The sequence below is a fragment of the Ruegeria sp. HKCCD7221 genome (assembly GCF_013031225.1).
In the GTDB taxonomy this organism is placed as follows: Bacteria; Pseudomonadota; Alphaproteobacteria; order Rhodobacterales; family Rhodobacteraceae; genus Ruegeria.
In genome coordinates this window covers 248076-271357 of sequence record NZ_WPZE01000003.1, presented here as the reverse complement: position 1 = coordinate 271357, position 23282 = coordinate 248076, and the positions used below count along the sequence as shown (strand labels likewise).

At 58.2% G+C, this 23282-nt stretch carries 19 protein-coding genes; 9 read left to right on the top strand and 10 right to left on the bottom strand.

Features of this window, described 5'->3' with window-relative positions; translation table 11 throughout:
* Window positions 1-61: 61 nt before the first annotated feature.
* A complete protein-coding gene (locus GOX73_RS10395; protein ID WP_171123454.1) occupies window positions 62-1207 on the bottom strand; it encodes a TRAP transporter substrate-binding protein in 1146 nt (381 codons plus the stop codon).
* Between the two features lie 24 nt (window positions 1208-1231).
* Window positions 1232-1417 (bottom strand): hypothetical protein, encoded by a 186-nt coding sequence (locus GOX73_RS10390; protein ID WP_171126139.1) that lies wholly within the window; start codon window positions 1415-1417, stop codon window positions 1232-1234.
* Window positions 1418-1555: 138 nt separating this feature from the next.
* Here GOX73_RS10390 and GOX73_RS10385 point away from each other — a divergent pair, with 138 nt between their 5' ends.
* On the top strand, window positions 1556-2581 hold the full coding sequence (locus GOX73_RS10385) for a LacI family DNA-binding transcriptional regulator (RefSeq protein WP_171126141.1): 1026 nt from the start codon (window positions 1556-1558) through the stop codon (window positions 2579-2581).
* On the opposite strand, the gene GOX73_RS10380 is transcribed toward GOX73_RS10385, so the two are convergent.
* Together GOX73_RS10380 and GOX73_RS10375 are read right to left on the bottom strand one after the other, a co-directional pair.
* Entirely contained in the window at window positions 2578-3549 is a 972-nt protein-coding gene (locus GOX73_RS10380; protein ID WP_171123460.1) for a LysR family transcriptional regulator, read from the bottom strand. The genes GOX73_RS10385 and GOX73_RS10380 overlap by 4 nt on opposite strands.
* A 90-nt stretch (window positions 3550-3639) precedes the next feature.
* Window positions 3640-6075, bottom strand: a complete 2436-nt coding sequence (locus tag GOX73_RS10375) for an FAD-dependent oxidoreductase (RefSeq protein ID WP_171126143.1) — start codon at window positions 6073-6075, stop codon at window positions 3640-3642.
* A 183-nt stretch (window positions 6076-6258) separates the two neighbouring features.
* On the opposite strand from GOX73_RS10375, the gene GOX73_RS10370 reads away from it, so the two are divergent.
* Together GOX73_RS10370 and GOX73_RS10365 are read left to right on the top strand one after the other, a co-directional pair.
* Complete coding sequence (locus GOX73_RS10370; protein ID WP_171126145.1) at window positions 6259-7776, top strand: trimethylamine methyltransferase family protein; 1518 nt, start codon at window positions 6259-6261, stop codon at window positions 7774-7776.
* 60 nt (window positions 7777-7836) lie between these two features.
* A complete protein-coding gene (locus GOX73_RS10365; RefSeq protein WP_171126147.1) occupies window positions 7837-8805 on the top strand; it encodes an agmatinase in 969 nt (322 codons plus the stop codon).
* Here the strand turns inward: GOX73_RS10365 and GOX73_RS10360 are convergent.
* The 4 genes from GOX73_RS10360 to GOX73_RS10345 all read right to left on the bottom strand — a co-directional run bounded on the left by GOX73_RS10360 (window position 8802) and on the right by GOX73_RS10345 (window position 13480).
* Window positions 8802-9776, bottom strand: coding sequence for an arginase family protein (locus GOX73_RS10360; protein WP_171126149.1), 975 nt, complete (start codon window positions 9774-9776; stop codon window positions 8802-8804). The two genes, GOX73_RS10365 and GOX73_RS10360, sit on opposite strands and share 4 nt — an antisense overlap.
* 49 nt (window positions 9777-9825) lie before the next feature.
* Complete coding sequence (locus tag GOX73_RS10355) at window positions 9826-11415, bottom strand: proline/glycine betaine ABC transporter permease (protein WP_171126152.1); 1590 nt, start codon at window positions 11413-11415, stop codon at window positions 9826-9828.
* On the bottom strand, window positions 11408-12445 hold the full coding sequence (locus GOX73_RS10350) for a glycine betaine/L-proline ABC transporter ATP-binding protein (RefSeq protein ID WP_171126154.1): 1038 nt from the start codon (window positions 12443-12445) through the stop codon (window positions 11408-11410). Before GOX73_RS10350 ends, GOX73_RS10355 begins: the two co-directional genes overlap by 8 nt.
* 84 nt (window positions 12446-12529) lie before the next feature.
* Window positions 12530-13480: a glycine betaine ABC transporter substrate-binding protein gene (locus tag GOX73_RS10345; protein ID WP_171126155.1), complete on the bottom strand. Its 951-nt coding sequence runs from the start codon at window positions 13478-13480 to the stop codon at window positions 12530-12532.
* 470 nt (window positions 13481-13950) lie between these two features.
* Between GOX73_RS10345 and GOX73_RS10340 the strand changes: the two genes are divergently transcribed.
* Complete coding sequence (locus GOX73_RS10340; protein ID WP_171126156.1) at window positions 13951-14676, top strand: glutathione S-transferase family protein; 726 nt, start codon at window positions 13951-13953, stop codon at window positions 14674-14676.
* Here GOX73_RS10340 and GOX73_RS10335 read toward each other — a convergent pair.
* A complete protein-coding gene (locus GOX73_RS10335) occupies window positions 14673-15542 on the bottom strand; it encodes a LysR family transcriptional regulator (protein ID WP_171126157.1) in 870 nt (289 codons plus the stop codon). The genes GOX73_RS10340 and GOX73_RS10335 overlap by 4 nt on opposite strands.
* A gap of 101 nt (window positions 15543-15643) precedes the next feature.
* On the opposite strand from GOX73_RS10335, the gene GOX73_RS10330 reads away from it, so the two are divergent.
* From GOX73_RS10330 to GOX73_RS10310, 5 genes are read left to right on the top strand one after another with little or no spacing between them, the layout of a single operon-like run.
* Window positions 15644-17089, top strand: coding sequence for an aldehyde dehydrogenase family protein (locus GOX73_RS10330; protein WP_171126158.1), 1446 nt, complete (start codon window positions 15644-15646; stop codon window positions 17087-17089).
* Window positions 17089-18066, top strand: coding sequence for a membrane dipeptidase (locus GOX73_RS10325; protein ID WP_171126159.1), 978 nt, complete (start codon window positions 17089-17091; stop codon window positions 18064-18066). Before GOX73_RS10330 ends, GOX73_RS10325 begins: the two co-directional genes overlap by 1 nt.
* On the top strand, window positions 18063-19748 hold the full coding sequence (locus GOX73_RS10320) for a hypothetical protein (protein ID WP_171126160.1): 1686 nt from the start codon (window positions 18063-18065) through the stop codon (window positions 19746-19748). Before GOX73_RS10325 ends, GOX73_RS10320 begins: the two co-directional genes overlap by 4 nt.
* Window positions 19745-20374 (top strand): DUF3726 domain-containing protein, encoded by a 630-nt coding sequence (locus GOX73_RS10315; RefSeq protein ID WP_171126161.1) that lies wholly within the window; start codon window positions 19745-19747, stop codon window positions 20372-20374. Before GOX73_RS10320 ends, GOX73_RS10315 begins: the two co-directional genes overlap by 4 nt.
* A 10-nt stretch (window positions 20375-20384) precedes the next feature.
* Window positions 20385-21395, top strand: a complete 1011-nt coding sequence (locus tag GOX73_RS10310; protein ID WP_171126162.1) for an Ldh family oxidoreductase — start codon at window positions 20385-20387, stop codon at window positions 21393-21395.
* Window positions 21396-21413: 18 nt separating this feature from the next.
* Here GOX73_RS10310 and GOX73_RS10305 read toward each other — a convergent pair whose 3' ends face one another.
* Window positions 21414-23192, bottom strand: a complete 1779-nt coding sequence (locus tag GOX73_RS10305; RefSeq protein ID WP_171126163.1) for a Tad domain-containing protein — start codon at window positions 23190-23192, stop codon at window positions 21414-21416.
* Window positions 23193-23282: the final 90 nt, after the last annotated feature.

The window sequence follows — 23282 nt, the reverse complement described above, 5'->3', positions numbered from 1 at the left end:
AGACGCGCGCCTTCTGGTCCGGGCGTTTACCGGCCTGACTGCATGAGGTTGTGACGGTCGATCAGGCGTCGTGGACGAAATACTTGCCTTGGGTCCCTGCGGCCTCGACCAATTTCTCGAACGCATCCATCGATCCGGCCAGTTCCGTCTTGAACGGATCCCAATCGGCGTTCTGATATCCACCGACGCTTTCCCACTCGGCCAGTTGGTCAGAGCTGAGCGAGTGGAACTCGACACCCGCCTTGTTCAGTTCAGCCATTGCATAGGCGCGGGCCGAGGGCACTTTGGCAAGGTTCTGGTGGCTCGTCATTTCGGACGCCCACATGATGCCTTCCTGTACGTCCGCCGGCATCGAATTGAACCACTCCAGATTGCAGGAATAGACCTGACTGTCCGGCACGGCCTGCGTAAAGGTCACGTGGCTGAGGATGTCCTTGAAACCAAAGACGAACAGCGCGCCCACAGATGGATCAAGCGCATCCGCGACGCCCTGCTTGATGGCCGAGGGGGTCTCACCCCAAGCGACGGGCGTCGGGTTTGCGCCGACCATGCGATAATACTGCTGCAACATCTTGGATCCCGGCACGCGAAACTTAATGCCGCTCATGTCACCCGGAGTGATAATAGCATTACCGCCCTGCCGCACGGCAACAACGCGGGGGTCGATTACGACGTAGAACAACGCCTTGAACCCGGCAGCTTCGACCTTGGGATGGACTTCGTTTTTCCACGTGTCCGAATTCACAAGATTGGTGAATTTCTGGTTCGAACCGCACAGATATGGCATGTTGATCAGGTCAACGGTCGACGCAAACGGCGCGAAATTCGACAGCGAGTGTTGCGCGGCCTGAATAGTGCCGCCCTGAACCTTTTGCACCAAAGATCCGCCTGCACCCAACTGTCCACCGGGGGCCAGCTTGACATAGACCTTGCCATTAGTGGCGTTCTGGATGTTTTCCTTCAGATCCAACTGCATGATCGGATAACTGCGTGATGCACCCAGCACATAGGCTGTAGCGATGGTCATCACGTGATCCGCCGCCTTTTCGCGTTCGCTCTCTTCTTTGGCGGTTTGCGCTGCGGCCTCGGATGACCACAGCACGCCCCCCGCCCCGGCAACCAGCGCCGCCGTGAACGCCCCCGTGGCGCTGAGCTTCAGGAAATTGCGGCGCTCGGCCGACGCCAGTTCAGTTTTTTCGTTGTTCATTGATTGCCCTCCCAAGCAAAAAAGTCAGCCGTCGCTTTCTGCGTCGCGGTCAGCCTCCTTTTTCAGAATTGCGACAACGAACAGGATCGACGCCGCGAACAGGACCAACATCTCACCCACGTCCCCAAGAAAGGCACTGCCTGCAAAAGCACCCAAAGCCACGTTCGCGAAGTAGATGACAAACACGATGATGGATGCGGTCAGAAACACTTTTCCGGACTCCCTTCGGATTCGGCCCAAAGTCATTTGTAAGCGCTTACATCAAAAATGCAAGCGCTTACATATCTGCTTTCCTTGGGGGCCCGTTGAGATTAGACTTATTGGCAAAAGTGAATTGCGGGTTTGATAATGTCGAAATTGGGGGCGGCACCAACGCTGGACGATGTGGCCAAGATGGCGGGCGTTTCGACGGCGACTGTCTCGCGCTGCCTCAACAGCCCCAACCGTGTCGTCAAGGCGACGCGGGAACGCGTTCAATCGGCTGTTGATGCCTTGGGCTATACACCGAATTTTGCTGCACAGGTGATGGCCGCCAAACGTACATTCACCATTGGTGCGATCATCCCGACAATGGAGAACGCAATATTCGCGCGCGGGCTGCAAGCCTTTCAGGAAGAGTTGCACCAGCACGGATATACCCTTTTGGTTTCAAGCTCGGCCTACAAGCCAGACATCGAGGAAGAACAAATCAGGACGCTCGCGGCGCGGGGCGCGGATGGGCTTTTGCTGATTGGCCATGACCGCGACCCAAAGATTTATGAGTTTCTGGACCGTCGAAATATCCCTACCCTGGTCGCGTGGTCTTTTGCGCCAGATGCGCCGGTCCCCTCGATCGGGTTCGACAACCGCGCGGCGATGTGCGCATTGGCAAACCGTGTCATTGCCATGGGCCACACGCATCTTGGCGTGATTTCCGGCGTCAGCGCAGGCAACGATCGCGCGCGCCTGCGGATCGAAGGCGTAAAAGACGCCACGCGGCAGAACGGATTAGACGTTTCGGATCTGACAATCATCGAAACGCCTTACGAAATTGAATGCGGGGCCCAGGCGTTTTCCCAGTTGATAGGCCAAGCTTCGCGCCCGACAGCCATCCTTTGCGGTAACGACGTCTTAGCCGTTGGCGCGCTGCGGCGGGCTCAAGAAATCGGGCTGCGCGTTCCCAAGGATGTTTCAATCACCGGATTTGACGACATCGAATTGGCCCGAATTGTTAGCCCGGCCCTGACAACTGTACACGTTCCACATCGCGAGATGGGGCGCAAGGCCGCCCTGCAACTGGTCGAGATGGTCGAAAAACAGGTCACGGATCAGGGCGAACAGCTCGACACCAGTATCATCGAAGGTCAATCGCTTGGGCCGCCGGGCAAAACTTAAGCTGCCTCGGCCTCCATCGTCCTGAATTCATTTTTGAGCCAGATATGTTTTTTGCACATAGGTTCGGTAAAGTGCTGGCGTATCAGCTTTTCCATCGCCTTCTGGATCAAAGCCGATGTCGTTTCGGGATAGACCTCGGTGGTAAACAAAGACACGGTCCGCACAAAGTTCCGGCCCGGAAAAGGCATTGCTTTGACGCTGTCATGAAATCGCTGAGCGCGGTGGAAACACGCGGCAGTGGTAATCGCCCATCCCGCGCCCTCGGCAACCAGCCCAATGATCGACTGATTGCATTCCAGTTCGAACCGGTTCGGCAAATTGTACTTGCTACGGGTCAACTGAATTTCGATCTGTTTACCGATCATATAATCCCGCGAATATCTCAACAGCGGAAGGTTTGCATCCGGCTCAAACAGTTCTTCGGGCTGAACTTCAATGCTACTAGGTAAAATGACGATAAAAGGGTCGCGCATCAGCGGGTATTCGATCAACCCCTCTGTGCGTTCTGATGGCCGCGTGGCGACCCCAGCGTCCAGCTTATGCTCTTGAAGTTTGGCGATGATCTCATGGCTGGGGCGGGTGTAGTGTCGAAAGTTACAGCGCGGCAACGCCTGAGCCAGAAACCGGAACAGATCAGGCGCGATCTGGTTGTCGAAATCGTCGATCAGGGCCAGCCTCAGATCGGTCGCGTGGCGCCAGTTTCCGGTTCGGATTTCAGCCTCACCCCGTTTCAATACCGTCAGGCCATCTCGGACATAACGCGCGAAAACCTCTCCGGCCGGGGTCAGCCCCATTGGGCGGCGACCATGGTCTACCAGTTCGATGCCAAGCGCACGTTCAAGACTGCGCAGGTGGTTTGAGACAGTACTGATGGACAAGCCCGTTTCCGACGCGACCTGTTGGATCGACCCTGACTTGGCGATCAGTTGAAACACTTCCAGCCAGCGGAGGCTTAGAGATTTAGACACAGCAACCGTCCATTGTTTCGATTACCTCGAAACAAGCCAAGCAGAGAAATGTCCGTTCGGCAATGGTGATGTTGTTTATTCGGCCCTAACCTAAGACCGAGCCCGTTCAAGATTTGGGTCGTAGGGCGAGGCCGGGACGACGGTGACCGCCACATGCTCGCCACAACGGTCCAACACCATTTCGCTGCCGATTTCGGCCAGATCCGGCTCAACAAATCCATGCGCCAGGTTAAGGCCGACTCGATGCCCCCATTCGCCAGACGTGACCGTACCAACCACCCTATCCCCCTGCATGAGCGACGCTCCGGGATGCGCGGGGCCTTGCGATGTGAGCACCTGCAAGACAACCAGCTTTTTGCGAGGTCCGTCCGTTTGCCGCGCCTCCAATGCCTTGCGCCCAGTAAAGTTGCCTTTGTCCAGCTTCACGAACCGATCCAAGCCGGTTTCAAAAGGATCAAACTCTGTAATTAAGTCGGATTTCCAATGCAGGAAGCTTTTCTCCATACGCATCGAGTCGACAGCGCGTGCGCCAAACAACTTCATGCCCATGGGTTCACCGGCCTGACGTAAAGCCAAGTACGCAGCATAGAGCGATGCGTTGGGCACATGAATTTCATAGGCCAGTTCGCCCGAGAAACTAACACCCATAACGGTGGCTGGGGCGATCCCGACAAAACACTCGCGAACGCTGAGCCATGGGAACGCCTGGGCCGACCAGTCGCCGCGGGCGCAGGCGGACAGGACATCGCGCGCCTTGGGGCCAGCAAGGATCAGGATGGTCTGATCGTTTGTCAGGCTACGCAGGTGGACGTCTTCGTCAGCCCGCAAATGGCTGGTCAGCCAGTCCATGTCGTGAAATTCGCTGGCCGCTGCCGATCCGTACCAGATACGTTCAAGGCCCCGGTCACTGGCGGGCAGATTGGCCACCGTCGCCTCGGCTTTGATCATACCGTGATGGTTCAGAAGATAACCCAGCCCTACACGCCCGTCGCGGCGGGTAACCGCGCCACAGAACATCCGATCCAGAAATGCGTGACGATCTGCACCCGTTATCTCGATCCGATTGAAACCGTTCACCTCGGCCAGCCCCACATTGGTCTGGACATTGGCAACCTCGGCGGCCACCAGATCGAAGGTTTCGTCAAAATCGAAACTGTGGCTGGGCGCGAAATCGGGCGATGGCTTGATGTAATCCACCCTCTCCCACCCGTTGACCACGGTGAACTCGGCCCCCTCAGCCGCCAGAACCGGGGTCAGAGGGGTCGTCTTAGCGGGTCGCCCGGCGGGGCGGTGTTCATGCGGAAAGTGAAAGCGGAACTCGTTTTGGTAATCCTCGATGGCTTTTAGCGCCGTCAGTTCGACATTCGCGTGCCCCGTAAACCGGCGGGGATCAAGGCACCACGTGTCGTAACACGCCTCGCCATGCACGATCTGTTGCGCCAATAGCCAGCCGTGGCCGCCGCCCTCGCCCAGACCGGCGCGCAGGCCGATGATACAGAACGCATTGCGCTTGCCCGGGATCGGCCCGACCAAAGGCGCACCGTCGATCGTATAGGTGATCGGGCCGTTGACCACCGTATGCACGCCCACCTCCATCAGCGCGGGCATCCGGGCAAAAGCGCCCTCCAGCACATCCGTCACGCGGTCCAAATCGTCGGGGCACAGCGCATTGACGAAGTTGGGGTCGATCCCGTCCATACCCCATGTCTTGCAATCCTGTTCGTAGAACCCCAGCAACAACCCGTTCTTTTCCTGCCGACAGTAGTAATCGCTGATCGGGCATCGCAGCAGAGGCATCCTGTGGCTGGCATCGCGAATGGCCGGAATCTCTTCGGTCAGGAAATACTGATGCTCCATCGAGGCGACGGGATGATGCACCCCCATCATCGCGCCCACCTCGTTCACGCGATAGCCACCCGCGTTGACGACGATATCGCAGTCGATATCGCCCTTTTCGGTCTTCACCGTCCATGTGTCATCGGCGTGCTGTTTCAGCCCGATAACCGGCGTGTTGCGATACACCTCGGCCCCTGCCTTGCGGGCCCGGCGCGCCAACGCCTGACACAGCTGGGCGGGGTCGATATCGCCGTCCATCGGATCCCACAGCCCGCCAATCAGATTCTCGGTCGAGATCAGAGGGTGGCGGCGCGCACATTCCTTGGCATCAATCACCTCGAACTGCACGTCCATCCCACGCGCTATTGATGCGAAATGGCGATAGCCCTGCATCTGCGCTTCGGTATTGGCCAGCCGGATGCCGCCGTCGCCATGGTGATAATTGATCGGATAATCCGGGTCTTCGGCCAGTTCCTTATACAGCCGGATCGAGTGCGATTTCAGCCCGACCATCGTCTGGTTCATTCCAAAGTTCGTCACCTGCGCCGCCGAATGCCATGTGGTGCCCGAGGTCAGCTCGTTCCGCTCGACCAGAACCACATCGCTCCACCCCTCCTGCGTCAGATGATAAAGGGTCGAACAGCCTGCAATCCCGCCTCCGATGACAACGACTTTGGTGCGTGATTTCATGGACGTGGCTCCTGCTTTGCTGCGCACAAGTCTTGCGGAACAATGCGCGCCCGCGACAAGCCACCCAGTGCTTGTATTGAAAAATCGAAACCGCGATTGCGGATTCTGCAAATTGCACTTGGCCTTTGCCAAGCGCGTGAACCCGCGCTTAGGGTTCAGGGAACAGGGCAAGAAAGGAACCGGATGAGCACGGGCAGCAAACGAAGCGGTAGACGCGCCCGGCACGCGAAGCGCGCGGCGGCCCCTGTGATTGATCCCTGCCCGCCCGGTCAGATCGGTGGCGCCTTTAAGCCGCTGACCGACCTTGAGATCACGCAGATTTACGATTCCGCCCTGCGCCTGCTGGAAACCCTCGGGATGGGAGAGGTACCTGATCGGCTGGCCCGCGACCTGCGCGCAGCAGGGGCGAGACCCGGACCTGACGACCGATTGCTGTTCCCGCGCGCCATGGTCGAACAGGCCATTCAATCCGCCCCCAAACAATTCACCTTTCACGGCCGCGATCCCTCGCGTTCGATCGAGGTGGGCGGAGACCGGGTGTATTTCGGCACCGGCGGCGCGGCGGTTCAGACGCTGGATATCGACACGGGGCTATATCGCCCCTCAACCCTGACCGATTTGCATGATTTCACCCGGCTACAGGACACGCTGCCCAATGTCAGCTGGTTCACCCGGTGCTGCGTGGCGACCGACGTGCCCAACAATTTCGATCTGGACGTCAACACCGTTTATGCGCTGATCCGCAACACCACCAAACCAATTGCCACGTCCTTTACGCTGGCTGAACATGTCGCGCCCATCGTCAAGATGCTGGATATCGTCGCCGGAGGCCCCGGCGCGTTCGCCGCGCGCCCGTTCCTGAAGGCGCATATCAGCCCGGTCATCTCGCCCCTGCGCTATGGCGAGGATGCGGTGGACGTGGTCTATGAATGCGTCACCCATAACATCCCCATGTCCTGCATCACTGCGGCACAAGCCGGTGCGACGGCCCCGGCCACGCTGGCCGGGTTTCTGGCGCAATCGCTGGCCGAAACACTGGCCAGCCTTGTCATGGTCAACACGATCAAACCGGGCTTTCCGATGGTGTTTTCCAACTGGCCCTTCATCGTGGACCTGCGCACCGGGTCTTTTGCGGGCGGCAGTGGCGAGACGGCGATTCTGAACGCAGCCTCGGCGCAGATTTCCAATTGGTTGGGGCTGCCGTCAGGTGTGGCGGCCTCGATGACCGATGCCAAGGCGATTGATGCGCAATACGGGGCGGAGAAAGGCATCACCTCTTTGGCGGCGGCGCTGGCGGGCGGGAACCTGATCTATGAAAGCTCGGGCATGACCGCATCGCTGCTGGGGGCCAGTTTCGAGGGCTTCGTGCTGGACAATGAAATGCATGCCCACACCTATCGCGCCCTGCGCGGAATCGAAGTGACCGAGGAAAACCTTGGGCTCGAGGCGATTTGCCAGTCGGTTCTGGGCGACGGGCACTTTCTGGGCAGCACTCACACCTATGACGCGATGGAGCGCGATTATTACTACCCCGAACTCGCCGACCGGACCGAGCCGCGCACTTGGGCGGATGAAGGCGCAACTGACGCATGGACCACCGCCCGCGCCCACGCGAAAGAGATCTTGGCCACGCACCACCCCCAGTATTTGACACCTGAACAAGATGCGAACATCCGCGCCCGGTTCCGTATCCTTGATTGATCTTCCCCAACTGACACCCGGCGGCTAGGGTCGGCGGGATTGATGACGAATGAGGCCCCGATGACCGACCCCTTCTTTCAGCCCGTCTCATCCATGGAACTGGCGCGTTTCGCGGGCGTGCCGACCTTCATGCGCTTGCCAGGCATGACGCTGGATCACGCGCGGATCGCCGAGGTTGATATCGGGCTGGTCGGCATTCCATGGGACGGCGGCACCACAAACCGTCCCGGTGCGCGCCACGGGCCGCGCCAGTTGCGGGATTACTCGACCATGATCCGCGCAATGAACCCTGTAACCGGGGTTGCGCCCTTTGCGATGATGAACTGCGCCGATCTGGGCGACGTGGCCCCGAACCCGGTGGATATCGAGGATACGCTGGACCGCGTGGCATCGTTCTACACCGACCTAACCGCTCGCGGCATCACCCCCCTGACCGCCGGAGGGGATCACCTGACCACCTTGCCCGTTCTGCGCGCGCTGGCCAAATCCGGCCCGCTGGGGCTGATCCAGTTCGACAGCCATACCGACCTTTTTGACAGCTATTTTGGCGGGCATAAGTTCACCCATGGCACCCCGTTCCGCCGGGCCGTTGAAGAGGGCTTAGTCGATCCCGAACGCTTTGTTCAGGTGGGCATTCGCGGCACCGCCTATAACACCGAGGATATCGAATGGGGCGAGGCGCAGGGCATCCGTATCATCCGAATCGAAGAACTGTTCGACCGCGGCATCGGCGATGTCATGGCCGAAGTGCGCGGTATTGTGGGTGATGCGCCGACCTATTGCACCTATGACATCGACTTCGTTGACCCCACCTTTGCGCCCGGCACCGGCACCCCCGAGATCGGCGGCCCGAACAGTTTTCAGGCCCAGCAGGTGATCCGCCAGATGGCCGGAGTGAACCTTGTGGGGGCCGATTTGGTCGAGGTCTCACCCCCCTTCGACGCCTCGGGCGGCACCGCGTGGCTGGGGATTTCGCTGATGTTCGAACTGCTCTGTGTTCTGGCGCAGGCCGTCGAGGCGCGGCGCTAGCTGACGTTTTCGGCGATCATCGAGATCATCTCGAACATCACCGCCGCTGCCGTCAGGGCGGTGATATTGTTGGGGCTGTCCTTGGTGGGCATCATGCAAACCACGTCTCCGCCCACGATATTCAGCCCGCGCGCGGCCCGCAAAATACCCACGGCTTCGTCAATATCAAACCCCTTCTCGCCCGGCTCCAGATTGGACACCGCGGGCGCGACAGTGGGGTCGAGGCAATCCAGATCAAAGGTGATATAGACCGGGCGATCGCCCAACACTTCACGCGTCTGCGCCACTACATCCGCAAGCCCGCGCTGTCGGAACTCGCGCATGGTGACGATGTTGTAGCCATAGTCATAGGACGGTTGCAGCCAGTCCAGACTGCGCGGGTGACCTCGCAGGCCGATCTGCATGGACCGCGTTGGATCAACTTGCCCCTGATCGGCCAGATAGGCGCCCCAATGGGCGGCGGATTTCTTGGCCCCCAGAAAGTGATCGACCTTGGTGAACACATCCGTATGCGCATCCAGATGCAGGAAGCTGATCGGCTCACCTTTAGCCAGTTGACCACGCCCCAGCGCCTGCACGATACCGCCGGTGATCGAGTGATCTCCGCCCACCGACACAGGCCGCGCCCCCGCTGCGTCGATGTCCTTGTAAAAACCCGTGATGCGTTCGATACAGTCCTCGTTGTCATTAGCGCGCGGAAAGGGCACGTCGCCTACATCGGCAATCTTGGCGCGGGCCCAAGGGTCGATTTCGAACACCGAATGCACCCGTCGCTGCACGGCCGAGACATGGCGCAGCGCGCGGGGGCCAAGGTGCTGATCCCGCTCGGTCGTGCCGTTGCCGGTGGAATGGGGCACGCCGACCAAGGCGATATCCTGCCCCTCGGGGCCGGTATTGGGACAGCGGAACAGGGTCGGCACGCCCCACCAATACAGGTTATCCATCATCGACTGTTCATAGCGGTCGGTCATCTACATCCCCTTCAAGAAAAACGCCCCCGGCAGGCGGGGGCGCATATTCTCAGATTTTCTCGTCTTCTCGCCGGAAAGCCCCCTGCACGATCCGGTCGATGACCATGGCGCAGAACAGGATGGCGAAGCCGCCCAGCAGACCCGGACCCTTGGCCGCGTATTGCAGCGCCTCAAGGATTTCCTTGCCCAAACCACCACCGCCGATCAGCGAGATGATCACCACCATCGACAAGCACATAAGGATCGTCTGGTTCACCCCGGTCATGATTGAGGGCAGGGCCAGCGGAATCTCGACATCCTTCAGCAACTGCCATTTCGAGGCCCCAAAGGCGACCGCAGCCTCTTTGATGCTTTCCGGCACGCCGCGCATCCCCAAAGCCGTTAGGCGGATCACCGGCGGCATGCCAAAGATGATCGTGGCCAGAATGCCAGGCGGGTTGCCGGTGCCAAAGAAGGCGATGATCGGGATCAGGTAGACGAAGGCGGGCAGCGTCTGCATCAAATCCAGCACCGGTTCTGCCGCACGATAGGCGCGCTGGGACTTCCCGAACCAGATGCCCAGCGGGATGCCGAAGATCACGCACAGGATCACGGCAGCGCCGACAAGCGCCACTGTCTCCATTGCGACGTCCCAGTACCCAAGAAGCGCGATATAGGCCAGCGACGCTGCGGTGAAGATCGCAACCCGAGGGCCTGCTGCACGCCATGCGGTGACACAAATGACCAGCATGACAACGGGCCAAGGCGACCCGATCAACGCAATCGTCAACGCATCCAAAACCGAGCGGACGCCAGCCACGATCCCGTCAAAGACGTCTCCACCCGCCGCTGCAGCAGCATCAATCTTGGCTTCCATCCAACTGGCGAGGGCAGAAAACAGTGTTCCGTTGCCTTCGCCAAGAAAGATCGCGGAAACCTCTTGTTCCGGGAATGCATCCAGCAAGGGCAGCGATGCGTTGACCGTGAATTTGTACACGATCAACGGGCCGATCGCGGCGATGAGAACCGCGCCCAGCACGGTGTTCCTTCTGGACTGTCCGCTTTCCGTGCTGCCCGGATCAATCCGCCATTTCGAATATTGCTTTTCGTAGACCCGATCTGCGTAGAAACCCTGCACCAGTTTGAAAACCAGCAACATCAACAGGCCAGTGATCAGGATACCCGCCGCTTCGGATTGCGCGGCGGCAGCCCTTTCAAGGCTGGTGTCCGCTGCTTTTTGGATGTTCTCGGCCAGCTTGGTAAAGCGGTCGATATCGGCCTTTTCAGTGGCATCCGCCGCACGTGCCATCAACTCGGCCGCCCGTTCCTGTTGGCGCGCGGCCCGTTCCGCAAAATCAGCGCCGGGATTGCCCCAGGCGCCCCGGCCAATCTGAACCCACGCGATGATCTCAAGGATCAGGAAGGTCCAGAACATCCCCCAGATCGCGCGCGAGGCCGACCAGAATGGCCCCAGCACGGCGGCCCACAAGTTGAAGGTATTGGGTACAGGGCTAGTTGCGTCATGGATCTTGTGAAACGCGTTGACGTAATAGTCGCCATTCGGTCCGACGAATTCCTTGATCGAACGGTCCAGCGCCTCGCGGTCGACTTCGATATCAGAGGCGGCTGTAACTTTCAGCTCGGTGGTTGCGTCAGTCATTTTTGCCCCCTTGAATACCACGCAGCAGGCGCGGCTTGGTCACGATCCCCACGTCATTACCTGCATCCGTTATGACCACTGGCATCTCGGTATTCACCGCTAGGTCGATCAACTGGTCCAGATCCGCGCCCTCATCCGCGCGCGGCGCGCCGTTGAGTGACCCGGAATAGCTGCCCATCGGCTCCATGATCGAGTGCGCTTTGACGAGTTTGAGTTTCGAGATGCCCTGCACAAATTCGCGCACGTAATCGTCTGCAGGGTTCATGACGATATCTTCGGGAGTGCCGATCTGAACGATCACACCGTCTTTCATGATTGCGATGCGATGTCCGATCCGGATCGCCTCGTCCAAGTCGTGCGTGATGAACAAGGTCGTCTTCTTGAGCTGCGCCACCAGCGCCTTGAACTGATCCTGCAACTGCAACCGGATCAATGGGTCAAGCGCCGAGAACGGCTCGTCCATCAACAAGATTTCCGGGTCCGAGGCCAATGCGCGGGCAATACCGACGCGCTGCTGCATCCCGCCAGAAAGCTCTTTGGGCAGGCGATCTTCGTAACCGGTCAGGTTCACGAGGCTGAGAGCATGGTCAGACACCGCCCATCGCTTGGATTTCGGCACTTTGCGGATTTCCAGAGGATACGCCACGTTGTCGCGCACCGAACGGTGCGGCATCAGCGCCATGTGCTGAAAGACCATCCCGATCTGCTGCGCCCGGATGCGGCGCAATTCAGACTCGGATATCTTTGAGACATCCCGCCCCAAAATTTCGATCTTACCTGCGGTCGGCTCAATCAGGCGATTGACGTGACGCACCAGCGTCGACTTGCCAGACCCCGACAGGCCCATGATACAGAAAATCTCGCCGCGCGGCACTTCGAAGGTTGCGCCCTGCACGCCGACAACGCAGTTGAAACGCTCCAGAACTTCAGGTTTTCCAATGCCTTCGCTGCGAACGGCGGCCATGGCCTCTTCTGCCCGTGCGCCAAAGATCTTCCAGACATTTTCCAGTTTTACGACAGGTTCGTCCATTTGCCCCTCATGTGCAGGGCTTTGCCCCGGCATATAAGCAAAGGGCCGCCGCGAACTGTCGCGACGGCCCCCCGATTTTGGATGTTAGTTGGTGAGCCAACCGATGACTGTGTCCTCGTTATCCGCCACCCACTGCCGGGCGAAATCCGCCGCTTCGACATTGTCGACAGCCAGCGCCTTACCCATCGCGCTTAGGTCGTCGCCCTCCATCTGGTAGTTGCGGAACAGGGCCGCCACTTCGGGATAGTTTTCCTCCAGCTCCTTGGCGTAATGCAGATGGAGTGTCGCGCCATTCCATGCCGAAGATGCCTCAGACTTGGCCAGCCAATCCGGATCATCGGTCGGCTGAACGATGGTCCACGTGGCCGGATCATGCGCGGGCTCTTCCAGAACTGTCAGGTCCTGCGTCACAAAGATGTAGTGGGGGCTATAGCAGAACCCGATCCACGGATCGCCTGCCTTGGTCGCGTTGGCGAGGTTGGCATAGGCAATTGTCTCTTCATACTCGGTCAGGTCGAAAACCTGGTCATAACCGTAAGACTTGGCCCGAATTTTCTCAACCACGGTCGAGGCCCAGCCCGGCGCGCCGATCCAAACTTCTGGCGTGCCGTTACCGTCCGTGTCAAAAATCGCTATCTTGTCGGGGTCGCTCAGATCATCAATAGATTTGATGTCGTGCTGTTCGGCGATATAGGTCGGAACACACATACCCTGTTCGGCTTGCACAGGGTTTTCGTTCATAACGACTGTGCCGTTATCCTTGACGTATGTGTCATGCAGGTTTTGCTGGTTCGGCATCCAGACCTCGGGGTGCACGTGCATCGACCCGCTGTCCATAGCCTCAAATACAATTGGGTTGGTTCCGTTCTGCAATTCCACATCAAGGCCTAGGTTTTCCTCGATAACGACTTCTAGGATATGCGCGGTGGCATTCACCGATGCCCAGTTCGGCACACCGATCACGATGTCCGCAGCAATGGCAGGACCGGCTGCGACAACTGTTGCGCTTCCCAATAGCGTGGCTAGTTTTTTCATCAGGTTTCTCCATGTTGGGCGTTCACGGTGCTGTTTTTTGTCCGATCTGGGTCGGTGTCGCACTTTGCAAACAGTATCAAAAAGCAATAGCTTTCCGGTTTTTTTGACCAACGGCTTGAGGTGCCGGAATGGTAGGAAAATTCAAGCACGCATGCGCGCCGCCCATCAAGCGTTACGTAAACCAAAACAGCGTATGCGAAATTATCATATATTTGTTTCGGTTTATTGCGATTTGACAACTTCGGATTCTGTGTAAGCCTCGGGCAAAGCTTCGCTGCGCCGATACAGGCCATCGAAAAAAGCACGCGCAAACTCAATATTCAAATAGCTCACAACCGAATGAATTCGCCACTGGAAACTGAGTGCCAGCCCGACCAAGTGGGCGGTAAACACGTTGAAAATTCCGAAGATCGAGACAGATTAGTTATGGTTTGAAGCCCATTTTGCCCATTTATTCGCAGAGGTAGACGATGTCGCAGCCTGATATTCATCTTTACACCGCTGGAACGATGAACGGATACAAGCCCGTCATCTTCTTGGAAGAAGCGGGCGTTCCCTACGACCTGACGCATATCAACTTCTCAAGACAGGAACAAAAGGCCCCGGACTATCTGGCGCTGAATCCCAACGGCAAGATCCCTACGATCTTTGATCGGTCAGAGGGGCGTGCGATCTTTGAAAGCGGCGCAATCTTGTGGCATTTAGCCGAAAAGTACGGAAAGTTCCTGCCAACCGATCCGGTCAAACGGTCCGAGGTTATGCAGTGGGTCTTTTTTCAGGTGGGCCATATTGGTCCGATGATGGGTCAGGCCATGTATTTCCAGCATATCGCGGCCCCGAACGGCCACGAAGAGCCGTTTTCGATCCGCCGCTACGTCGACGAAAGCCGCAGGTTGCTAGAAGTCATGAACACCCGGCTGGAAGGGCGCGACTGGATCGCCGCAGATGAGTACACAATCGCTGATATGATGCTTTACCCGTGGGCGCGCGCCTATGTCTGGGCCCGGGTCGAGGTCGATGGCTTGCCGTATCTGAATGCCTGGTTCGAACGCATGGACGCACGCCCCGCTGTTCAAAAGGCGCTGACAATACCCAAGGCAAATCCTCAGTTCTGGGACGCGGCGGCGGACGCATCGGCCTTTGCAAAAGAAAACGCAGCGCGTTTTGCCGGAGATGTAAAGTCAGGCTCGGACTAGGTGCCGTGCGACAGAATAAATTCGATTGTCGCATTGGTCAGATCAGGAAAGCGAGACCGTTCGCTTACATACAAATAGACCTGCCGTTGTTCCGGCAGATCTTTGATCGGACGGAACGCCGTTGCTTCAGGAATGTAATCGGCGACGGTCTGCGGCAGAACCGTCACCCAATTCCCTGTCCGGACCATAGTGATCAAGGAATGTGTGTTGTGAATGGTGATTTCGGCCTGTCCGATCGCCTCATGAAGACGCGGCGACTGGATCAAGTCACACAGCGCATTCCGAATGAACGGCACCGATAGAATATCGTCAATCACCAGCGGGCTAGTTTGTGTCATCAAGGGGTGGTCCACGGCACAGACAAGGCCAAACCTGTCTTCAAACAGCGGCAGAGCCGTCACACCGTTCAACGCATGGTGCCCCGAAGCAATGCCTATATCAGCCTTTCCTTCGGTCAACGCGTCCAGCACTTGCGCGGTATCCGTATCCCGCAGTTCGACCTTCACGCCCGGAAAATTCTGCGTCATGTGCTGCAAAACTTTGGGAAATACGATTGCCGCCACCGATGGCACGGATACGATCCGCAACAATCCGTGTTCAGCGTTCACAGCGGCTTCGATATCCAGAACCGCCTGATCGAACTGACGCAGTTGCTTCAGGCTCAAGTCAAACACCTGCTTACCCAGCGGGGACAGGCGGTTTTTGCGCTCACCTTCGAAGAGCTTCTTACCAAGGTGATCTTCAAACTGCTTCAGCGTCATTGAAATGGCGGACTGAGTTCTGCCCAGCCGATCGGCGGCCTCCATCAGGTTGCCGGTTTGCGCCACGGTGCAAAAGCACCGCAATGTCTCAATCTTGATAGGCATACTTCAGTTTTTCTGAACTTTAATCAATTTATTTGAATTTGACTGATACCTCAAGGCCCCCGCACTCTAAGCGCGACCAAAATACGACTCTGGGGCGCATTGTGACCAAATTGAACCTGATTGCCGGCGAATGGCTGGCAGGTGAATCCGAAATCGAGAACCGCAACCCATCGGACTTGAGCGATCTGGTTGGCACTTTCGCGCAGGCCAGTGCAGATCAGTTGGACGCCACGCTGGACCAAGCGCGTGCCGCGCAAGTTGAGTGGGCTGCCTACCTTCCCGAGCGCAAGCTAGCGGTTCTGAACACCATTGGCACCGAACTTATGGACCGGGCCGAGGAACTGGGCACGCTACTGTCACGCGAAGAGGGTAAGCCACTGGCCGAAGGCAAGGGCGAGGTTTATCGCGCCGGTCAGTTCTTTACCTATTACGCCGCTGAATGCCTGCGCCAAATCGGTGAGAACGCCGACTCTGTCCGCCCCGGCGTTGAGATTGACGTGCGGCGTGAACCCGTGGGCGTTGTCGCCATTATCAGCCCGTGGAACTTCCCCACCGCGACTGCTTCGTGGAAGATCGCACCGGCGCTGTGCTACGGCAATGCGGTGGTATGGAAACCCGCGAATATCACCCCGGCTTCGGCGGTGGCGCTGACCGAGATCATCGAACGTCAGGACATCCCCAAAGGTCTGTTCAGCCTTGTGATGGGATCGGGACGCAACATCGGTCAGCGGCTGGTGGAAAGCCCCAAGGTCAATGCCATTTCCTTTACCGGTTCGGTCCCCGTGGGCAAGGGCATTGCGGCTGCCGCGATCCAGAACCTGACCAAAGTGCAGATGGAGATGGGGTCGAAGAACGCGCTGGCCGTGATGGATGATGCCGATCTGGATTTGGCGGTAACGCTGGCGCTGGGTGGTGCGTTTGGGGGCACCGGCCAGAAATGCACAGCCTCTTCCCGTCTGGTGGTTCATGCCGGGATACATGACGCCTTTGTGGAAAAACTGGTGGCCGGGGCGCAGGCGATGAAGGTTGGGCACGCGCTGGAGAGCGACACCCAAATGGGGCCGGTCGTCAGCGAGCAGCAGTTGCAAGAGAACCTCGCCTATGTCGAGCTTGGCAAATCCGAAGGCGCAGAACTTGCCTGTGGCGGCGCGCGGCTGGAGATGCCTCATAACGGGTTCTACATGTCGCCGGGTGTGTTTCTGAACTCCACCAACGACATGCGCATCAACCGCGAAGAAATGTTCGCGCCGCTGACTAGCGTCATCAAGGTCGGCAGCTATGATGAGGGGCTGAGCGTCGTTAATGACACCAATTTCGGCCTGACCTCGGGCATCGTCACCCAAAGCCTTGCCCGCGCTACCCATTTCCGCCGCAACGCGCGCACCGGGGTTGTCACCGTGAACCTGCCCACCGCCGGAACCGACTATCACGTGCCCTTCGGCGGGCGCGGAGACAGCTCTTACGGCCCGCGCGAACAGGGCAAGGCGGCAGCGGAATTCTACACCACAGTCAAAACCGCATACATCAGCACCGGGACGCCGGCCTGATGCGCATCGACGGGCTGCAATACGCCAACTGGTCGGAAAAAATATTCCGGCAAATGCGCGAAGGCGGTGTGGACGCGATCCACGTCACCATCGCCTATCATGAAAACTTCCGCGAAACGGTTCTGAACTTTGAAAAGTGGAACCGCTGGTTCGAGCAATTCCCCGACCTGATCATGAAAGGCCGCTGGGCCAGCGATATCGACACGGCGCGGAAAACCGGGCGGACGGCGGTATTCTTCGGCTTTCAAAACCCCTCGCCCATCGAAGACGATATCGGTCTGGTCGAAATCCTGCACGATCTGGGCGCGCGGTTCATGCAGCTAACCTATAACAACCAGTCCCTGCTGGCGACCGGGTGTTACGAGGCAGAAGACACCGGCATCACCCGCATGGGCAAGCAGGTGATCAAAGAAATGAACCGCGTGGGCCTTGTGGTCGACATGAGCCATTCCGCAGACCGTTCGACCATCGAGGCCGCCGAGATATCGGATCGTCCCATCGCCATCACTCATGCCAACCCACATGACTGGGCCCCCGCGCTGCGCAACAAGCGCGATGCGGTGATCCGGGCCGTGACGGAAAACGGTGGGATGCTGGGCTTTTCGGTCTACCCTCATCACCTGAAAGACAAGTCTGCCTGCACAGTAGAGAGCTTTTGCGAGATGATCGCCCGCACTGCCGACAAATTCGGCGTTCAGCATCTGGGGATTGGCACCGATCTGTGTCAGGACCAGCCGGACAGCGTGGTCGAATGGATGCGTGTGGGGCGTTGGACCAAAGAGATCGACTATGGCGAAGGCTCGGCCTCGGCCCCCGGTTTTCCGCCGATGCCCGGCTGGTTTAAGGACAACCGCGATTTCGGAAATATCGAGGCAGGGCTGCGCGCGGTTGGTATGAACGAAGATGAGGTTTCGGGTATTATGGGCGGTAATTGGTACCGCTTCTTCAATGAAAATTTCGGACCGCAGGGGAAATGAACGAATCCGGCCAGCATATTGCCCGCAGAGACCCCGCTCAGGTCATGCGCCTGTCGCGGCTGGGGTCGCTGCACCAATGCCGCCTCAGCTTTATGCGGCAGTTGACGCGACGCATGGCGCGCGAAGAATGGACCTTTACCCGACCTGCTTTTGACATCGACGCAAACGGGGTCGGCCACGCCGTCTATACCGCACAAGGCCCGGACCATGCCTATTCGCTGGTCGCCTTCGCACATGACCTGCCCCCCGAAAAACGCTCTGACCGGGTGATTGCCGAAGCTTGGGATGCCACTTTCACTCTGTTCGACGGCGTTCCGACCGCGCAGGATATTGAACGCCTTTCCCAAAATGTTCCCTTGCAGGAGGCTGGCCGCGTCAGTGAGCACGAGCTGTCACTGTCGCGCGCAAACCGTTCTGTGCGCCTATGGGCACATGTCGTCGACAGGCTGGCCGGTGGTCAGCAACCGGACCTCGATCAAATTTACGACGTCGGCTACCTGATGCGCACGACGGCCGTGTACGGCTCTGGCAAATTCGGCGCGGCGGACCGGGAAAAAACCGCTGGCCGCCCGGAATTTAACGCCCCGTTCCAGACCGAAATGCTATCGGTCTATCTGACTCGCACATTTGTCCGCGATCTGGTTCAGCACATGGCCCGTGTCAAAGGCGGCAAGAATACAGCCGATCTGGACGCCGACATCGCCCGCTGGCTGGGCATTGGCAATTCGACAGGGCTGGGTATGGCGCCGTTTATCGTTAACCATCCGATCCTGTTCAACAACTGGATCATGGTGCGCGAAGAGGCGATCTCGCGCGTGCGGTCCTTGCCCAGCGCCTCTGACGCGGAAATTGCGCAGTTCCTGAACATTTTTGACCGCAGCACATTGTCGATGTCGTGGTGGCGATCCGAGCATCCTGTCCAAATCAGGAAACTGGCGGCGTTGACCTCAGACATTCAGGCAATCTCGAAACATCTGGACGGGGATGTCCTGACGCAGGACGCCCCGTGGGACCGGCTAATCACATGGGCTGAGGACGCGCTCAGCGAGGAAGGTCAGGAACTTCTCGCGTCGCTGATGCTGGAGCCCTATGGCGATCTGGTGGACGGGTTGGCAAGTTGCATGGCCGACAGCAACCTGAATGCGCAAATCATCGACGGTGCGATGCCGGTGTCCGAGGTCCGCGAACTGATCCTAAGCAACTTTGAATGGGCGCTTGAACTGGATTGGACGGCCGAGCCGAATTGCGCCCGCGCCTGGTATGTGTCCGAGGAAAAGCTGGAACCCAGATTGGGTGAACGGTTTGAGGAACCCATCGCCGAATACGAGCAACCCTTGGCCCCCGCGCGGGACGCTGCCCTGGCGTATAAGGAGCTTGCTGACTGGGACGGCGAGACCCCGATCCGCGACTTCTTGTTGCAGCACCCGGAACATCGGCACAACATCCGGCGCGTACAGATCGGGCGTGTCGCCCCCTACGGAGAAATCCGCGACAATACGATCAGCGCCGATGTCATGCCCATAGACATGTTGCGTGCCAAGCTTTCGTTCTTTGGCGCGACGCATTTCGATCCGCGTTCCGATCGCTGGGTTCGGATCTGCATGTATGCGGGCGCGCCCTATCCCGAAGAATTGTCTGATGACACGGCGGATACTTGGGTCTACCCGGAGCCTGCTGCATGAGTTTTTCGCTAAACGAGATTGAGGCGACCTCCAAACGTGCCGCCCGTGGCGCTGGTTACACTTGGGGGCATGCGGAAGAGGCGGGAAAGGCGACCCGCTGGCTTTGCGCACAAGGGTTGGACGGCGTGGCGGCGCTTGCATCTTTGCTGCAGCAAGATCTGTCGCGCTCGCCCGAAATGCACGTGCCCTGTATTTCTGGCGAAGGCTGGGCCGGAACGGACGTACTGTGTCCGCTTGCTGCAGGGAGCGCGCTTTCAGACAGCGCGTTGGTATTAGAGGCCGCACCGGTCACGTTGACCAATGTTACGACGCCGACCCTATTGCTGCCGTTCGTATCCAACGTAGCACGCATATTGAACAAAAGCGTCGCGATCACGATCGACGGCGCGGAGGCACAAACTGATGGGATTGCCCTGCACCTGACCGGGCCGATGCCGGATCAAGCCCAATCCGTTACTGTGCGGTTAGAACAGGTTGCGCCCCCGACCCAACGGCAGCACTCACGCGCAACACCTGATCCTGCGGCTTGGTCCGCTCTGACGGGCTTTGCCCATCGCACCTATGCCCCCGCGACCGAGGAATCCCGCCTACGCGGTGCCGGAGCGGGCCTGTCCGACAACGATTGATGAGGTTGAAATGGTTGAAACTCGCACCCTAACCCTGACCGAAATCGAAGACCTCGCCTTTCGCGCACTTGTTGCAGCCGGTACCAGCGAGGCCAATGCGCGCCCTCTGGCCATTGCCACAGCCGCAACCGAGGCAGACGGCGTCGCCAGCCACGGCCTCGCCTACATCCCGATCTATTGCGAGCATGTTCAGTGCGGCAAGGTCGATGGAAAGGCCGAACCGGTTCTGTCGCGGCCCCGACCCGGCGTGGTGGCGGTGGACGCTGCCACAGGATTTGCGCATCCGGCGATTGACGCCGGGTTTGATGCGCTGATCCCTGCCGCGCGCGAACAGGGCATCGCGGCGCTTGCCATCCGCAACAGCTATAACTGCGGTGTCCTTGGGTATCATACCTATCGCCTGGCTCAAGCCGGTTTGGTCGGATTGGGCTTTACCAATGCACCGGCATCCATCGCGCCATCGGGCGGCTCCAAGCCCGTGGTTGGAACCAATCCTTTCTCGATCGCCGCTCCCGGCACGGACGGCCAACCTGCCCTTTTGATCGACCAGAGCGCCAGCACCATCGCCAAAAGCGAAGTCATGAAACATGCCCGTGAAGGAAAGCCCATTCCCGTTGGCTGGGCGCTGGACGCTGACGGCAACCCCACGACCGACCCGAATGTCGGCCTCAAAGGCTCCATGGCGCCTTCGGGGGGCTACAAGGGTGTGGGCGTCGCGTTACTTACCGAAATTATGGCGGCCGCTTTGACAGGAGCGACCTTGGGCCTGAACGCGTCACCCTTTTCCGGAACGGCCGGAGGGCCGCCCAAAACCGGGCAATTCTTTATTGCCGTCGACCCGTCGGCCACGTCCGTCGGCGCATTTGCATCAAGTATCGCCGAGCTTGTCTCGGATATTCGTTCACAAGACGGGGCGCACCTGCCCGGGGACGGGAGGTGCGCCAAACGCATTGCTGCGCAGGAAACCGGAGTAGCTGTCAACGTCACCACACTGGGCAAGATCGAAGCAATTCTCCAGTAACCGACCTTTACTCTGACCTCACTGGATGAGTCTCAGTTTCTGGATCGAACCTGCGATGGATACGAACGAGTCGATGATCTCATCACCCGTTACTTCGTAGTAATGGGACGGCGATGAGGCGCACGCTTTGATTTCGGCGGCTGCCTGATCGGACGTTTCAAAAGCAACGGCATAGATAATCACGTTATTCGCTTTGGCCAATTCGCACTGCTGCTTGAACAGTTGCAGGTTCGTCGTCTGCGAAGACGTAATGGTCGTGTCTTCCGACGGGCGGGATATCAGTTCCGTCAGACCGTTTTCCTCTTCCATCTGGTCGGTGGGGCGAACCTGCGGGCTTGTGCGGCCGTCCGTCATGATCACGATGTATTTCGAGGTGTCCTCATGATCCCAGTTCAGCGGGCGGTTCGCGAACTCTGCCGGAATTTCACCTGCTGCGCTGAGATGCGCGAAGGCGTCACGTGACGACGGGTCCAGCAATGCCAGCGCGTATTTCAGGCTGTAGTTGGTTCCGGTACCGTCAAACAGGCGCAGATTGTCGATGAAGTTGTTCAGCAGAAGCTCATCGTTCTGGGCGTACTTGATGCTCATCTCATCATCAGGGCACCAACCCCAGTTCTGAGTGGTCTCATCATAGTCCCAGTTCACGAAATATGGCACCTGAACATTCGACGCCGACGGAAGCTCAGAGGTCATGAAGTCCGAGTATTCCATCTCAAGACAGGACGACACATTGTTTGGAATGGTCGAAACGTAGGAGTAGAACTCGTCGAATTGATACTCCAAATCCACCTGATTGAATTTGGTAGACCCGTCAGTCGTAACCGTATGATCAAGGCTGAAGTACTGCGTAGTCTGTTTACCGCCTTTGATGGATGCCCCGAGCATCGTAGCAGTTTCCGGCAGGGCCGCAGTTTTGGTGATGATGAAATCCTTCACGTAGTGATGGTAGGTATCCACGTCATCTTTGTTGAAAAGTTCAACATCGTTACCCGGATACCCTTCAATTTTCGCTGAAAAATCCGCTACACCATCACTCGGACTATCTGTGTCGAACCAGAAGACGACGTTCGACACGTCCTGCTCCCATTCCTGGAAGTGGTCTTCTTCGGTCGTTGTCCCAAAACGCTCGCCACCCAAGTATTCAAACATTGTGGCGCCCGGGTTGGTTTGACCTGCGAACGGAACCACATTGATCGAAGTTTGTTTATCAGATTTTTGACCAGTGCTTGGGTCCTCGTTCCTGCTCAGGCTTTTTGTGATGAAAGCCTTGGCCGCTGCCTGCATCAACTCCATGCGGTTGTTGCTTCCCATACTGCCCGAAATGTCGATAACCAGCGAAATTTCGGTATGCGGGGCAGCTTCATTAGCCGCAGATGATACGTTCATCGGCAGCGAATCCACACCGCTGAATTGCATGAAATTCGTAGAGAACCTTTTCGACAAACTGGCGGTAACAGTACGATCCAGATAGTCATCCTGAACACTGATGCTGTTTTGGTACTCTCCCAACCCGCGCACGTCCAAATGGGCTTGCACAACTTCTGCCGGGTCCAGCTTTTGCTCAAGGCTGGCGGCCGACAGCACGGCATTATCAAGTGTCCACTGAAGATTGGCGCGGTCGCGCTCATAATTCATGACGTCCACTGCAATGCCCGTCAAAGCAAAGATGGCGAGAAACAGGAACACTGCAAAAATAGTTAACCCACCATCTTCTTGGGTCGCAAAAGATTTTGCTTGTTCCTTAGGCAACAAAAAACGTTGCGATTTCGAAGACCCCCAGACACGTCCTGACGACATTTCGCTCTCCACTACATCAAGATATTTTTGACAAGATGCGGGATGAATTTGCCGTCAAGAAGTCGCCCAATTGGCATTTAGGCTACCCGA